The 13,006-nt window shown below is 70.0% G+C and carries 9 protein-coding genes; 5 read left to right on the top strand and 4 right to left on the bottom strand.

What is annotated here, in order from left to right; genetic code table 11:
* From D7V97_RS29650 to D7V97_RS29635, 4 genes are all read right to left on the bottom strand, one after another.
* Positions 1-661: tetratricopeptide repeat protein (locus tag D7V97_RS29650; protein ID WP_147445026.1), on the bottom strand; the 661-nt coding region annotated here is incomplete at its 3' end.
* Between the two features lie 269 nt (positions 662-930).
* Positions 931-1,593, bottom strand: coding sequence for an IS630 family transposase (locus tag D7V97_RS29645; RefSeq protein WP_233583306.1), 663 nt, complete (start codon positions 1,591-1,593; stop codon positions 931-933).
* Entirely contained in the window at positions 1,514-2,059 is a 546-nt protein-coding gene (locus tag D7V97_RS46815; RefSeq protein WP_120613996.1) for a helix-turn-helix domain-containing protein, read from the bottom strand. The genes D7V97_RS29645 and D7V97_RS46815 overlap by 80 nt, the downstream gene beginning before the upstream one ends.
* 90 nt (positions 2,060-2,149) lie before the next feature.
* Positions 2,150-3,829: a hypothetical protein gene (locus tag D7V97_RS29635; RefSeq protein ID WP_147445025.1), complete on the bottom strand. Its 1,680-nt coding sequence runs from the start codon at positions 3,827-3,829 to the stop codon at positions 2,150-2,152.
* Between the two features lie 180 nt (positions 3,830-4,009).
* Here D7V97_RS29635 and D7V97_RS29630 point away from each other — a divergent pair, with 180 nt between their 5' ends.
* From D7V97_RS29630 to D7V97_RS29610, 5 genes are all read left to right on the top strand, one after another.
* Positions 4,010-5,728 (top strand): radical SAM protein, encoded by a 1,719-nt coding sequence (locus tag D7V97_RS29630; RefSeq protein ID WP_120613994.1) that lies wholly within the window; start codon positions 4,010-4,012, stop codon positions 5,726-5,728.
* Between the two features lie 63 nt (positions 5,729-5,791).
* Positions 5,792-8,212, top strand: coding sequence for a helicase-related protein (locus D7V97_RS29625; RefSeq protein ID WP_120613993.1), 2,421 nt, complete (start codon positions 5,792-5,794; stop codon positions 8,210-8,212).
* Between the two features lie 263 nt (positions 8,213-8,475).
* The gene (locus D7V97_RS29620) at positions 8,476-10,251 is read left to right on the top strand and encodes a hypothetical protein (RefSeq protein WP_199728983.1); all 1,776 of its coding nucleotides are present in this window, start codon (positions 8,476-8,478) and stop codon (positions 10,249-10,251) included.
* Position 10,252: 1 nt separating this feature from the next.
* On the top strand, positions 10,253-11,263 hold the full coding sequence (locus tag D7V97_RS29615; protein ID WP_120613992.1) for a hypothetical protein: 1,011 nt from the start codon (positions 10,253-10,255) through the stop codon (positions 11,261-11,263).
* Positions 11,264-11,273: 10 nt separating this feature from the next.
* Positions 11,274-12,866: a DUF1501 domain-containing protein gene (locus tag D7V97_RS29610; protein ID WP_120613991.1), complete on the top strand. Its 1,593-nt coding sequence runs from the start codon at positions 11,274-11,276 to the stop codon at positions 12,864-12,866.
* Positions 12,867-13,006: the final 140 nt, after the last annotated feature.

Genomic DNA, 13,006 nt, shown 5'->3' with positions numbered 1-13,006 from the left:
GCCCTCGCGACGAGGTGCTCTTGACGTCCTCGGGCGTGCCGAAGTCGCTGCCGCTGCCCTTCAGCTTGGACAGCTCTCCACGTGCCAGCAGGTACGCAATTCCACCGCCCGCCAGCAACCCTCCCCCGATGGCGGTGGGTACCCACACGCGACGGGAGGACGTCGCCCGCGCCTCCCTCGCGGGGCTTCCGATGTTCGCGACAGTCGGTAAAGGCGGCTCGACAGCGACACGCGAAGGTGGCGCCTTCTCTGGAGGAGAGGCTGTTTGTGCGTGCTGCTGCTTCACCTGTTGCCGCACCTCCTCGAGACGCTGCTGCACCTTGGGCGATACGAGAACAGGCAGGGCCGCCTCGGGGTGAAGCGTGAGTGCTGCGGTGAAGGCCGCGGTGGACGCCTCCGTCCTTCCGAGTTCCGCGAGAATCAACCCCTCGTAGAGGGAAAGGCTCACGTCATCAGCAGCTCCCTCCGAGACGCTCCGCCCTTGCGCCAGTTGCTCCAGCGCCTGCTCATAGTCCAGCTCGTTGTAGAGGCGGAGGGCTTCGTTCAGGTAGGGCTGCACCTTGCGCGCCTCCTGGGCCTGGCCACCGCTGGGGATGACGACGGTGCTTGCCAGCAACACCATGGCTGCGACGAAGCGGGCCTTCCGAAGAAATGTCGGCATGTCCTTCTCTGCCTCAATGGGATGGGAGTGACGGAGCGAGCCTTACCATTGGGTGGAGTGCTTCTGCCTGCACAGTCCGGAAAACGAGCAGAACGCGCTGTCCCCTCCTCAACCCTCCTCGGGTGGATACGTATCCCACCCTGGAGCCGACCGCCCACCCGGCCAGCCATTGTGCGTCGTCGCCTACCTCACGCCTTTTTCCGTTCTCCTGACGCCTGCTAAGCAGAGATTAGCGGGCGTCAGACGCGAAAATGCTCTGCCCACTAATCCTATGACCGGGTGAAGTCTGTGGGTTGGTAATGGAACTTCGCTCGGGCCTTCGGCACGGTGAATCGCCAGCGAATCCGGAGCCGGTGGCGGTTGGCCCACGTCTGCCATGCCTGCGTTTCGCAGCGGAGCTTGTCGAGCGTGGGGATGCGCCGCCTCCCCAAACACTGACGGGAGAGCAGGGAAATCTCCACCTCCGCCTGATTGAGCCAACTGCCGTGGACGGGTGTGTAGTGCGGAGTGAATCGACGCCAGAGCCGACGCCCTGCACGCACCCCGTATCGTACCTCCAACGCATGGCGGCTGTGGGTACTGAGATTGTCCAGCACCAGGTGGATGGTGTTCGCCTCCGGGAACTTCTTGGCGATGTCCTGGAGGGCTTCGGCAAACGCCGGACTCTTTCGATTCGGCGTGGCCTTCACGAAATGCCACCCCGCCTTGGGCTCCACCGCGCAGAAGAGATTGGCCGTACCACAGCGGAAGTAGGCGTAGTCCAGACGTGCCTCACGCCCAGGGCAAGCGGGCGATGCTGGGCGTACCCACTCCAGCAACTGCACGGGCCGCTCATCGAAGCACACGACGGGTTCAGTGGGACACAGGGGCCGCTGGTACAATTCCAGCACGTCTTCCATTCGCTCGGCGTATTGGGCGTCCAGCTTTGGCACGCACCACATTTTTTTCCCGCCACGGCTTCAAGTCATGATGCAGGAGGAGTTCGCGCACGGTTTCCCGCCCAACCTCCGGAACCAAGCCCCGGCGCACCGCTTCCTGCGTAATGAGGCGGACCGTCCAGCGGGCATGCCCCTCGGGCGGCAGTGCACACACCATGGCGACCACCTCGCTGGCCTGCTTCTCCGTGAGAAGCCGCGCCGCCCCGGGCCGAGGCTTCTCATGGAGCGCTGCGCTGAGTCCCTCCTCCCGGTAGCGTCTTCGGACGGTGCGCACCGTGGTTTCAGTGACGCCCACCGCCTCGGCCACTCCCACGACCGTCCAGCCCTCTGCTAGCAGTTGCAGCACCCGGGCTCGCCGCAACACTCGCACCGACTCGCGTCCTCGGTGCGTCAGCGCCTCCAGCGCTGCGCTGTCCGCCTGCTTCAGCTTCAACCCTTGGCTTCTCGTGTGCCCCCGCATACCCGGCGCAACAGCGGAGGCCCGCCCGTTAATCTCCACCCGGCCAAAGGATTAGGCACGCGTGCGCGCGACGTACAATGACAGACGCTGTCAGCGACGGCGCAGGTCCAGCGGATTGTGCTTCGTCTCGGCACACGTGGCGCCCTGCGCCTGGGCCTTGCGGACCCGCGCATCGCAGTGCTGCCAGGCCCCCGCGGGCGAGGCGGCGTCCCCGGCGAGGTGGACCGCGCACGACGGCTCGTGCCCCCAGATGTCGCCCTGGAGCCAGTAGAGGTACGTCTCCGTGCCGCCCCCCGGTCGGGTGCACGCGATGTAGTGCGGCTTTCCATCCGCCTGGAAGAACGCGCTCGTCTTCGCGTTCGGGGCCTGCGGCTTCTTCGGAAGGACCGTCTCGAAGCGCGCCTGGAAGCCCTCCACCAGGGAGCCATCGGCCGCGAGCCGGATCGGCGGCGTCACCTTCCTCCCCGCGAACTCGTCGAAGTGGCCATTCACCACCACCGAGCCATCCGGCATCGCCGCCACCAGCCGGAGGAAGCCGGACGCATCCGAATCCTCCTTCGCGCCCACCGCCGCCTTGCGGTAGCGCAGCCCCGCGCCGAGCCCCGACTGGAACCGGGCATCCACCGTCCCATCCTCCTTCAAGCGCACCAGGCCCGGAGCGAGCCAGGGCCCCTTCGGCGGTTCGAACGCGGGGATGAAGTTCTGCGCCAGGACGAGCCCCCCGTCCGGCCCCCGCCCCAGCTCCGGCACGTTCATGAAACGTCCCTGCGGATATTGCCCCTCCTGTCGGAAAGGCTTGAACAAACGATCCAGCCGCCCCTGGGGCGTCAGCCGCACGACGTGCGCGGTCACCGCTCCGCCGGAGAGCTCGCCGACGCCGACGACCGAGCCATCCGGCCGGGGAGCGATGAGGCTCAGTTCAAGGCCCTCCGAGTCCTGATTCAGCCAGGAGATCAGCGGCGTGTTGAAGCGCGTGTCAGGCTTCCAGCGCGAGTCCAGCGCGAGCACCGGAATCTCGCCCCCGCCGTCCTCCACCAGGAACCGGCCGCTGAGGAAGAGGCCGCCGTCGGCGCGCACACGGACCTGCTTCAGCACGTACCAGCCCAGGTCGAGCCCCTTCAGGACTCCATCGAAGCGCAGGGTGCGCTCGACAGTGCCCTCCGGGGTGAAGCGCAGCAGCCACAGCGGCACTTCCTTCCGGTAGGTCTCATCCGGCGTCGAGGCCGCGACGATGAGCCGCGACTGCGCATCCACGTCCGCGGTGATGATGAACGACGTGGGACCGACGGTCTTGAGGAGGGCCTGCCGGACCCTGGTGTTGAAGGCCTCGGCCCGGGCCCCCGACGCCGTGTGGCGCACGAGCACATGGGCCACGCTCGCGGGGCCACTCTCGCCCCGGGGCGCGTTCTCGTCGCGGGAGTGATACGTCGCGATGTAGCCCCCGGACGGCACGGCGAGCAGCTGCACGAGCTCCTTCATCCGGTCCCGGTCCGACGCGGCTTCGAGCGCCAGGGAGGCCGGCGCCTTGTCGCGCTTCCCCAGGGGGTCGATGACCACGAGGCTCCCCACGGGCTCGCCGTTCAGCTGGTTGCAGGTGTGCCCCACGAGCCAGGACTTCTTCGGCGTGGGCACGATGGCCATGAGGTCGCAGTCCTCATTGGGCGCGGAGAACTGGTCATACGGCGACCAGATCTCCTCCTCCGCCGCGAAGGCCGCACCGCTCAGCAGCAGCGTGAACAACGCCACGCACGTCGTCGTCCCACATCGCATCGCGCGCTCCCGTCCGGGTCCAGGGGCCCGCATCGTGTCACAACCCCTGCCCTCCGGGCGTGCAGGCTTCCCTCCAGCCGCAGGGATGCCCACGCGGTGTGGCGCCCACGATTCCGCTCCGGCAGCCATCCCTGATGGTCTACCCTGACGCCGTCTTGCAAAGCCCGGAGTGCCCGTCCCATGCGCAGCGGTCGTGACCTGTCGCCAGTCCTCCTTGTCGGCGCCGGATCGGGCGAGGCCACCTGCGGCATCCTGTACCTCGCCAGCTACCTGCGGCGCGGCGGCATCGAGGCCTTCGTGCGGCTGTACGACGGCGATGAGACGAACGCCGAGGTGACGCGCTCGTTCGAGCGCCTCGTCGCCCGCGTGCGTCCGAAGCTGGTCGGCATCAGCCTCAAGTGGTTCCACCACGTGGACCGCGCGCTGCTCATCGCGCGCACCGTGCGGAAGATCGATCCGTCCATCCGCATCGTCGTCGGTGGCAACTCCGCGTCGTACTGGTGGCGGGAGCTGAACGCCTTCGACTGCATCGACCACATCGTGCTGGGCGACGGCGAGCTGCCGCTGCTGGCCCTGTGCCAGGGCGACCCCTCCCCGCCCAACTGCGTGACGCGGGATCCGGACGGACGCCCCCGGAGGCTGCCCCTGGCGTACGTGCAGGGCGCCAAGAACACCGAGGACATCTACTACTCGCACTTCAACGAGCTGTTCCTGAGCCAGATGGACCTGCACTCGTTCTCCGGCTGGGTCGCGCCCGGTAAGGGGTGCGGTGAGAACTGCCTCTACTGCGGCGGCGCGCGCGGCAACCAGAAGGCGGCGTTCGGGCGCGCGAAGCCATTCCTGCGCTCCGAGGAGAGCGTGCGCCGGGACCACCAGGAGATCGCCGGCAACACCTGGCAGATGCGCTACGACTTCGCGGGCAGCACGGCGGAGTTCCTGAGCGGCACCTGGGCGGGGGTGGACCTGTCGAACCACTGCTGCACGTACTTCCTCTGGGGCGTGCCACGGCTGGGGCTCATCGACGCGCTGGCCCGGACGTTCAAGCGCGTCTACATGGTGCTCGACATCGGCTGTTTCTCCGAACAGCAGCGCCTGGAGCAGATGGGGCGCGGGCTGCTCAAGCCGTGCGCGAAGGACTCGGAGCTGCTGGAGATCATCGACGCCTGCCGCCGCCACCCGAACCTGGACATCGAGGTGTCTGGCATCGGGGGCCTTCCGTTCGCAAGCAAGGCCACGCTCGCGGAGGAGCTGCGGCTGGTGGAGCGCGTCATCTCCCTGGACTGCGTGGTGGGCTACCAGCGGCTCGAATCGCAACCCGGCGCGCTCGTCACCGAGCATCCCGCGCGGTTCGACATGATCACCGAAGCGAAGACGTTCACGGAGTTCCTCGACTACTTCGAGCGGCGCAAGCCCGGTGACGTGTCCGTACCGATGATCCGCTTCCGCGACGCGGAGCTGGAGGCCGCCGTGCAGCGCACCTCCGATCAGGTGGATGCGATGGCGTGGGAGCACCGCGACGCGAGGAAGCGCCTCGACATCCAGGGCCGCACGCGGCTGAAGAACACCGCCCCCTGGACGCAGCAGTTCTCGCTGGGGGACTGGCTGGGGAGCCACCGCGCGCCCGCGAAGTGGGCGCAGGAGCCGGTGACCGTCGTGCGCTCGGTGGATGGCATCACCCTGCCCTGCACCCCGTCCGTCAGCCCGCGCAGGTTCTCCGATCCCACGCTCGTGCAGGGCGAGGACGGCGCCATCCTCCTGTCCGCCCTGGCCGCCTTCGAGCGCCCCACGACCGTGGCCAGCGCGGTGACGCAGCTGGGGTCGAAGGCACGGCTCGACCCGGAGTCCGCGCGCGAGGTCATCGACCATCTGGTGGACGGCCGCTTCCTCCAGCCGGCGTAGGCCCGCGTATTCCGGCGCGCTCCGGGCCGGGCGGAGGGGCATGCCCGGGGTTAAACTGCGGCCATGAACTCCAGCCCATCCAGCCGGTCGTCCGTCGTCGTGGCGGAGCTGGGGCCTACGAACACGGGGAAGACCTACCGCGCCATCGAGCGCATGCTGGAGCACGACACGGGCATGATGGGCCTGCCCCTGCGCCTGCTTGCCCGTGAGGTCTACGACCGGGTGACCGCCCGGGTGGGTGAAGGCCGGGTCGCCCTGATGACGGGCGAGGAGAAGCGCATCCCTCCCCGCCCCGACTACTGGATCTGCACCGTGGAGGCGATGCCGACGGACAAGCCCGTCGACTTCCTCGCGGTGGATGAGATCCAGCTCGCCGCCCACCGCGAGCGCGGCCACGTCTTCACCGACCGATTGCTCCACGCGCGGGGCCGCAAGGAGACGTGGTTCCTGGGCGCGGACACGATGCGCCCCATGGTCCACGCGCTCATCCCGCACGCCTCGGTGAAGCGCGCCACGCGCCTGTCCCAGCTTCGCTACTCCGGGCACCGCTCCCTGAAGAGTCTCCCTCCGCGCTCGGCCGTGGTCGCGTTCTCCGCGGACCGCGTCTACGAGCTCGCGGAGACGCTGCGCCGCCTCCGGGGCGGCGTGGCGGTGGTGCTGGGCGCGCTCTCCCCCCGGACGCGCAATGCCCAGGTGGCGATGTATCAATCCGGCGAGGTCCAGTACCTCGTCGCCACCGACGCCATCGGCATGGGGCTGAACCTGGACCTCAACCACGTCGCCTTCGCGGGGCTCTCCAAGTTCGACGGCGCGGAGCAGCGGGACCTCTTCTCCGATGAGCTGGCGCAGATCGCCGGCCGCGCGGGACGCCACCTCAACGACGGCAGCTTCGGCACCCTCAACACGCTGCCGGAGCTGTCGCCGCGCGTCGTCTCCTCCATCGAGCAGCACCGGTTCCCCGCGGTCCGCAGCCTCATCTGGCGCAACCCCTCGCTCGACTTCTCCAGCCCGGACTCGCTGCTGGAGTCGCTGTCCACGGCACCGCGCCACAACGCCTTCGTCCGCGTGGAGCGCGCGGATGACTACGATGCGCTCAGCAAGCTCGCGCTCGTGCCCGCCATCCGGGAGATCGCCACCGACCGCGCCAGGGTGGAGCTGCTGTGGCAGGTCTGCCAGATCCCGGACTTCCGCAAGGGCCTCTTCGGGCTGCACGTCTCGCTGCTGCGGGAGACGTTCCTCCAGCTCACCGCGGGCGACGGGAAGCTGGAGCAGGACTGGCTGTCGCGGCAGGTGTCCCCGTTGGATGACGTCTCCGGAGACATCCACACGCTGATGGACCGGCTGGCCGCCATCCGCATCTGGACGTACATCAGCCACCGCTCCAGCTGGCTGCACGACGCCGAGCAATGGCAGGAGCGCACCCGCCACATCGAGGATGCGCTGGGTGATGCCCTGCATGAGCGGCTCGTGGAGCGCTTCGTCCAACGGGCCGCGCGGAGGAGCGCGCGCCGCTTCGTGCGGGCCACCACCACCACCACTGCCTCCGCCTCCGACAGCCCCTTCGCCAAGCTGGGGCAACTGCTGGGCGAGTCGTCCGGCGCGGACGGCGGCCTGATGACGGAGGAGCAGTTCGTCCAGCGGGTCGTGGACGCGACGCACGAGACCTTCGAGGTGGACGCGTCCGGGAGCATCTCCTTCGAAGGTCAGCCCCTGGCCCGGCTGGTGCGCGGGAAGGACCGGCGCTCGCCGCAGATCGCGCTCGCGGAGGCGGAGGTCTGGACGGGAGGCGCGCGGCGGCAGCTGGAGCGCCGACTGGTGGCGCTCGCTCGCGACCTCGTCACCGAGGCCATGGGAGGCTTTCCCGCCGAGTCCCTCACCGGCGCGGGTCGCTCCGCGGCGATGCGGGGACTCGCCTACCGTCTGGCCGAAGGGCTGGGGATCATCTCCGTGGGCGAGGCGCGCGAACAGTGGGGCCTGCTGGACGCGGAGGCACGGGAGCGCTTGAAGGCGGTGGGCGTCCGCGAGGGTCAGCGCTTCGTCTACGTCGCCGAAGCGCTCTCACCCCAGGCACTGGCGCGGCGCTGCATGCTGACGGCGCTGTTCCACCAGCGTCCGGCCCCCAAGGGTGTTCCACAGGAGCCCGTGCTGGATGTGTCGGGGCCCGGCGGCGGGAACGCGCGAGCCTTTGGCTATGAGGTGCTCGGGACCGTGGCGCTGCGCATCGACCTCGTCGAACGGATCAGCGAGGCGCTGCGCCACCCGCAGGGGGCCCGCCAGGTGCACACGCTGATGCAGGAGCTGCAGTTGGAGAGCAGCGTCCGCGCGCGGGTGCTGCGGGCGCTCGGGGGACAGGCCGGCGGTGATCCGGCGAAGCGGCGGCGGCGACGGCGCCGGGGGAAGGCACCGGCGGCGGCGCCGAGCAGCGCCCATGGGCAGCCTCCTCGCGCGGGCGCGCACCCGACGCCCCAGAGCGGCGAGGGCTGAAGCCCTGCCGCAGGGGGGCCTGCTCCCCACAGTATGGGGGGTGGATCCATCGCCATCACTGACGGCGCCCGCTCCGGCGCGCGCACGTCCTGAGGGAGAGGCCGTACACCCCCGTCGCTGAGCGCCGTGGCACATGCATTGCCTTGGGGCCTCGGATGATCCCGCGCATCTCGACCGCTCCTGGCGCGCCCCCAGAGCGCCCCTCTCCTCATCGCGGGCCCGCACTCCTGCCACGCTCCGTCTGGTGTGCCCTCGCACTCATCGTGTGGACGGGCTGTACCGGCGTGGTGGGCGGGACGCCGGACTCGCCCGTGGATCCTTCGGGCTCTCCGGACGCCGGCTGTGTGGAGCCCACTCCGTCGGGTGACCCCGACGCGGGCGAGAAGAACGACATGCTCGCCCCCAGCCGGCTGCTGCGGCGGGCATCGCTCGCGCTCAGGGGCACGCCTCCCAGCGATGAGGAGTTCACCGCGCTCGAAGCCGCGGGCGACGACGCCGCGCAGCGGGCCTTCGTGGACGCCTTCGTCGACCAGACGCTCGGGCAGCCCATCTTCTACCGGACGATGTTCGAGCAGGCGCGCGACTGGTTCAACATCCCGCTCACCCCGCTCACCGCCGACGCTCCGGAGTACGGGGTGCAGCAGCAGCGGGCCCTCATGCGATGCGCGGCCGGCAAGGCGAAGGCCGGCGCCTGGAAGTTCTTCCGCGGAGACGACCTCGCCTGTGACGGCGTGAAGACGGATGGCACCCCCGTGGAGGAGACCGCGCTGGAGCCGTGGTGGGCCCCCGGGACGACGGCGACGCTGGTGGGCGTCGCGGCCAATACGGCAACCATGGGCACCGTCAGCGTCAACGGCACCCCCGTGCCCGTCACCTGCGCGGCGGCCGGTCCGGAAGGCACCTGCGGCTGTGGCCCGAACGCCGTGCGCTGCCACGCCGACTTCCAGCAGTACGTCGGCTTCGAGAACTTCCTGCACTACAGCGAGACGGGCCAGCGGCGGATGGTCTCCGAGGAGCCCGCGCGCCTCTTCGCCCACCTCGCGTGGCACGACCGGCCGGTGACGGACCTCATCCTCGGCACCTACTCCGTCGCGCCCACCAACCTCCAGGCCGCGTACGTGATGCAGGGGCTCGCGGGTGGCGCGGCGGGCCTGCTCGACGATGACTCCTGGTGGCGGCCGTCGCGCTTCTCCGGCGCGGCGGTGGACCCCAACCACGCACCGGATGATCCGCTCGCGTGGCGCGAATACCAGGTCCCCACGCGCAATCCCTTCCTCCTCGCCGAGCGCGACTACCGCTACGACCCGCGCACCCAGGCCGGCGCTTCGCGGGGCATCCCCGCCGCGGGCATGCTCACCAGCATGGGCTTCCTCACGGGCTACCCCCGTGAGCGCGTGCGCGGCGCCCGGGCGCTGGAGACGCTGGCGTGCGAGGTCCTCTCCCCGCCCCTGGGCCAGAAGTTCAACGAGTACCGCCGCGACCCTGGCACCGAGGGGCCCTGCCAGCACTGCCACAGCCGGCTCGACCCCGCGGCCATCCACTTCAAGCGCTTCGCGAAGCAGGGCTCGGCGTTCGAGGGCTATGGCGCGAAGTACCTGATGCCGGGCGTGGGCACGGCGTGGCACTGGCCGGAGCGGTGGCGCACGGGGGCGTACCCCTACGGCGGCGATCCGTTCAGCCACTGGAACCGGTGGTACGCGCCCGACACGAAGCTCACGCCCGTCACCGAGGCCCAGGCGCAGTCGAACCCCGAGGCCATCTTCCTCGACTTCCTCCCGCCGGAGCAGACGCTGCTCGGACAGCAGGGAGACGGGACCGTGGGGCCGCTCGGCTTCGCGAAGCTCATCGTCGCGGCGGGGGCCTTTGATCGCTGCGTCGTGCGGCACCTGCATGCGCAGGTGATGGGCCGCGACATCGACCCGGCACGCGAGGCGGGCTACCTGGACGAACAGGTGGCGCGCTTCCTCGCGGGAGGCCGCAAGGTCCGCCCGTTCGTCAAATCACTCACCCAGTCCAACCTGTTCCGGCGGGGGCGCTGACATGAAGCACCTCTCACTCCTCCTGCTCGTGCTCCCCGTTGCGCTCGCGTGCGGCAGGGAAGGCACTTCGTCCGAGTCCCACACCCGTGTGCAGGACCAGCCCGCCTGCGGCACGCCGGCCAGCGCTGAAACCCTGCGCATCATGGAAGGCCTCAAGCCGCACTGCGAGGGCTGCCACGCGCAGGGCGCGCGCGGCTACTTCGCCTCCGCGGACGCGTTCCAGAGCCTCCTGGTCTCCGACGCCCGGCTGGTGAAGGCGGGCAGCCCCGACGACAGCGAGCTCGTCCGCCTGCTGGAAGGCCGGGGCAGCACCGCGTTCAAGCAGATGCCCATCGGTGAGAAGTCCTACGCGCAGCTCGTCTCCGAGGGCACGGCGACGCTGCCCGTGGCGGAGGTCCGCGCGTGGGTGCAGGGGCTCACCACGCAGCAGCGCGACGCGCGGCCCGACCCCGCCGCGCCGCGCATCACCCGATTGAACGCGACCCAGGCGCAACGGGCGCTGTACCAGCAGCTGGGCCTTGTCCATGAGGACTTCTTCATCGTCGCGCACGAGTTCGGCATCCCCATGGCGGAGTCCCGCGGTGACGACCTCTACCCGCTCCAGCCGCCGGACGCCGTGCCCGCCCCGCGACAGAACACCACCTCCGAGCGCTTCTACGGGCTGGGCGGAGGCTCCGTGATGACCCAGACCGCGTCGGACCGGAGCCCGTCCCCCACGTTCGCGCTCACGCTGACGCAGGTGTCCCAGCGGTGGTGCCGCCTGGCGCTGGCCAAGACGGGCAACGTGGCGCTCTTCCCCGCGGGCACGAAGCGCACCGCCGACCCCACGGACGTGAAGGCCACGCTGCGCCGCTGGTCGCTGCACTTCCTGGGGGAGCGCTTCTCCGACGCGCAGGTGGACGCGCTCTACGCGGACGTCTTCGTGCCGCTCTCGACCCCGACGGACACCGAGCCCGCCTACGTAGGCGCGTGCTCGTACTTCATCCGTCACCCGCATTGGATCTTCTACTGAAGGGGCAACCATGAAGCTCTCTCGTCGCAGGCTGTTCGGGCTGGCCCTCGGGGCCACCCAAATGGGACTCATGGCGCGCTACGGACTGTCCACGGCCTCGGCCGCGACCGTCCCGGGACGCCCCACCAAGATGCTGGCCATCTGGCTGGATGGCGGCCTCCATTGGGAGTCCTTCTTCGCCCCGCTGTCGCGCGCGGGCATCACGAAGTACATCCCGACGGCCCAGGGCGGCTACATCCCCTGGGGCTATCTGCCGGACCAGGTGGAGAACTTCGACCGCTCTCCGGTGGACCTGGATGCGCCGGGGCCGGCACGCAAGCTTCGCGGGCCCATCTACTGGAACTGGGCGAACCCGGCCGACAGGACGGGCACGAACCCGGTCGTGAGCAACCAGCAGGTCTACCGGCCCTGGGGATATGCGTGGGCGGACCCCACGTACAAGCTCTACGAGAAGGCCTCGCTGCTGGTGGGGGCGGATCAGAACACGGCCGCGCACGCGAGCGGCATCGTCGCGAGCATGTGCGGCGTGGCGGGCTCGAGCTTCCGGGCCCCGGCGGTGCAGGCCGTCATCGCCAACGCGATGGCGAACCGCTTCCCCGACCGGCCCATCCCCAACGTCAGCCTGGGCGGCACGCTGCCGACGGCGCTCGGGCTGCCCGCGCTGGCGAACCCGACGGTGCTGCGCTCCGCGGCGTCGGTGGAGCCGACGCTGTCCGACAAGCGCGACAGCGCCTGGAAGGGCCTGCGCACGCGCACCGACGTGCCGGAGCTCGCCTTCGATGGCACGCCCCTGACGGGCACGGTGCCGGCCACGGCGGTGGACGCCGCGCTCCTCAAGGCCCTGCGCGCCGAACGGGGCCTGTCCTCGAGCGGCACCGACGCGCTGATGGAGCAGCTGTATGAGACCTACAAGGGCGAGAGCCGGACGATCCGCCGCGACATCCTCTCCGTGCTCGGCAACACGCCGTCGTGGGAGTACCTCAAGAGCAACCCGAGCTACCCGGTGGACTGGGCGGCCTGCATCGGCGTCGCGGATGTGTGCGGCCAGGGCGCGTCGATGGGCTCCTATGACTTCGCGCTGCGGCTGTTGAAGTCCGACCTGGTGTCGTCGGTGAACATGCGGGTGACGAGCATCTCCAACTTCTCCTTCGACACCCACAGCTCGACGGGCCCCCAGCAGCACGCCAACCACCTGCGCATCGCGCTGGAGATGGTGGGCCGGATGTGTCTGGAGATGAGCCTCACGCCCAGCAAGTCCGACCCGGCCCGGTCGCTGCTGGATGAGACGCTCGTGTATGTCTACAGCGACTTCGGGCGGACGTTCCCCAAGCAGGGCAGCGACCACCACCCGGCGACGTGCGCCCTGCTGGTGGGCGGCGGCATCCAGGGCAACCAGATGCTCGGCGGGTACGACGAGACGATGAACGGCTCGCCCATGGGGACGCCGGTGGACCTGGTGGAGGAGGACGGGGCGCGGGTGAGGCGCGCGCCGCGCTCGCAGGACATCGCGGCGACGGTGATGAACGCCTTCGGGCTGGCGCCCGGGAAGGACTTCTTCATTCCCGGGGGCTACGGCGTCTACGACGGTGTCGTGAAGGGCTGACCCGCCGCCCCCTCGTGGTCCGGCGCGACGTCCTGCATAGTGCCGGGCCATGGGACGTCGCAGAACCTGGCTGGGGTGGGCGGCCGCGCTCGCCTACTGGACGCTCGCGGGCGGGGTCGCCGCGAGCGAAGCGCACGCCG

Origin of the sequence: Corallococcus sp. CA053C (assembly GCF_003611675.1) — a bacterium.
Lineage (GTDB): Bacteria > Myxococcota > Myxococcia > Myxococcales > Myxococcaceae > Corallococcus.
Note: the sequence above shows the minus strand (reverse complement) of the source record. Positions and strands in the feature narration are given on the sequence as shown.

Excerpts from the sequence above, each read along its gene's own strand:
- D7V97_RS46815 (WP_120613996.1), bottom strand. The coding sequence starts at position 2,059 with ATGCGGGGGCACACGAGAAGCCAAGGGTTGAAGCTGAAGCAGGCGGAC.
- D7V97_RS29635 (WP_147445025.1), bottom strand. The coding sequence starts at position 3,829 with ATGCGATGTGGGACGACGACGTGCGTGGCGTTGTTCACGCTGCTGCTG.
- D7V97_RS29630 (WP_120613994.1), top strand. The coding sequence starts at position 4,010 with ATGCGCAGCGGTCGTGACCTGTCGCCAGTCCTCCTTGTCGGCGCCGGA.
- D7V97_RS29625 (WP_120613993.1), top strand. The coding sequence starts at position 5,792 with ATGAACTCCAGCCCATCCAGCCGGTCGTCCGTCGTCGTGGCGGAGCTG.
- D7V97_RS29615 (WP_120613992.1), top strand. The coding sequence starts at position 10,253 with ATGAAGCACCTCTCACTCCTCCTGCTCGTGCTCCCCGTTGCGCTCGCG.
- D7V97_RS29610 (WP_120613991.1), top strand. The coding sequence starts at position 11,274 with ATGAAGCTCTCTCGTCGCAGGCTGTTCGGGCTGGCCCTCGGGGCCACC.